Raw genomic sequence first — 1,690 nt, forward strand, 5'->3', positions numbered from 1 at the left:
AGAGTCGGAAATCACCCCTGGTTGATAACCAGTGAAAAAATCGATTGACCTATGGCCACGCTACGCGATTGCATAACCAGTATGGGGACGAACGTCTGGTGGGTGAAACCCTAGCACAATATCTGATTTGGGAATCCCTGCAGCGACAAGTTCTTCAGTGATGCCATCTTCGATACCATCCCGTTGAATCCAGATTTTCCCATCAATAATCTGAACATGCGTAATGCAGCCGTGGACTCGACGTTTGCCATCCCAGCCAACAACCATTAGCATAAAATGATTGTTCAGAGTATCAGTAATGGCATAACTTTGGATATCGCCGTGACTGTAACTAATCCGAGCGTAACGCTCTAGAATTTCTCGAATTAATTTGGAATACTCATCTAATCTATCCATTGCACTATTTCTTCTCCTTCTGCATCAAAAATTAGCAAATTCAACTGATTGTTTTCAATAGCAATTCGAGCAATTTTCTCTTGAAAAAAATCTAAGTAAACTGCATTCCGAATCGCTAGATATAATGTTCGATATCGATGGTTGGTTGATTCTTTTAACAAACCTCGATAAAGCACATATTGACCGAGGGCATTTTCTAGGTCTTGTACAGGAGAAGGACGAATAAAACTTTTTACCTCAACTGCAATACGTCGCCGACCTTTTTCTGCTGCAAAAAGTTTCTCCGATCCCATATCTACGTAAACGGTTCGCTCTCCAACAGCTAATGCTAGAGGATCGTTAGTAATCACCCATCCGTCTTTGATCAGAGCCGTTTTAACCGTTTCGTGGTAGATATCTTTTGCCATTAAAAGTAGCTTATTATTGCCATGCTTAAGGCTATATCTATGGTAGCTTAATCACGCTTTAGGCATTGATCACAAGCAGAAATTTTGAATATTGAAATAAAACGTTACACAAACCGGCAGATTTTTACTATAGCGCTTTCTCTCCTAATGAGGTAAACATGATTGTTTACCTATTGCCTATTGCTAGCATGCCTATTGCTAGCATGCCTCTTGCCTCTTGCCTCTTGCCTCTTGCCTCTTGCTAGCATGCCTGTTCCCTATTCCCTATTCCCTGTTCCCTATTCCCTTTTCCCTGCTCCCTGCTCCCTGCTCCCTGCTCCCTCAAAAAATGTACCTCACCAAATTTTAAAAAACGCTATACTGCTCAAGTGCTAGTTAATCCATGGGCAAGTCCCGCAGGAAATAAAAGCAATCACTTTTACTATCCGTGCCCTTGATTCGCCCCAAGTAGCCAGTTAAGGGAGAAGAAAGCTCAATCAATATTTCGTGTAGTTCTGGCTGAGTCAAGGACTCGGGTGGATTGGAGAAGTTATAGGCTCCATCGATCATCTCTACTCCCACCGTGTGATTATCTCTATTGTCAATCAGCTTTTTCACCAGGTGGACAATATGCGATCGCAATTTCAGTTTTTCAGAAACATGATTAATATATTTCTCAACTTCCTGATCAGCTTGACCAGGTATCAAGTAATTCTTTAGTATAATTAAATCAACGGAATTGGGATACTGGCTTTGGAGTTTCACCAGCTTCTCAAGAGTTTCAGGATTAATAATTGCCATACCATGTACAATAGCTGCATCCATAAGTTGTTTAGTCGGCTCACCAGGGCCAATAATTAACTTAGCAGTTTTCTTAAGTAGTTCTTGATTGTTTAAACGTAACGTTC

The 1,690-nt window shown here is 41.1% G+C and carries 3 protein-coding genes and 1 pseudogene; 1 reads left to right on the forward strand and 3 read right to left on the reverse strand.

What is annotated here, in order from left to right:
* Positions 1-60 precede the first annotated feature (60 nt).
* Complete coding sequence (locus F6K49_RS46485; RefSeq protein WP_075898203.1) at positions 61-396, reverse strand: XisI protein; 336 nt, start codon at positions 394-396, stop codon at positions 61-63.
* Positions 384-803 (reverse strand): element excision factor XisH family protein, encoded by a 420-nt coding sequence (locus F6K49_RS46490; RefSeq protein WP_293085862.1) that lies wholly within the window; start codon positions 801-803, stop codon positions 384-386. Before F6K49_RS46490 ends, F6K49_RS46485 begins: the two co-directional genes overlap by 13 nt.
* Positions 804-983: 180 nt before the next feature.
* Here F6K49_RS46490 and F6K49_RS46495 point away from each other — a divergent pair, with 180 nt between their 5' ends.
* Complete coding sequence (locus tag F6K49_RS46495; protein ID WP_293085864.1) at positions 984-1,178, forward strand: hypothetical protein; 195 nt, start codon at positions 984-986, stop codon at positions 1,176-1,178.
* Here F6K49_RS46495 and F6K49_RS46500 read toward each other — a convergent pair.
* Positions 1,179-1,690: pseudogene (locus F6K49_RS46500) on the reverse strand (DUF1802 domain-containing protein); the annotation flags it as partial.

The sequence above is a fragment of the Moorena sp. SIO3I6 genome (genome assembly GCF_010672095.1).

Bases quoted from the DNA above. Each gene is read 5' to 3' on its own strand.
- F6K49_RS46485 (WP_075898203.1), bottom strand. From the start codon at position 396: ATGGATAGATTAGATGAGTATTCCAAATTAATTCGAGAAATTCTAGAG.
- F6K49_RS46490 (WP_293085862.1), bottom strand. From the start codon at position 803: ATGGCAAAAGATATCTACCACGAAACGGTTAAAACGGCTCTGATCAAA.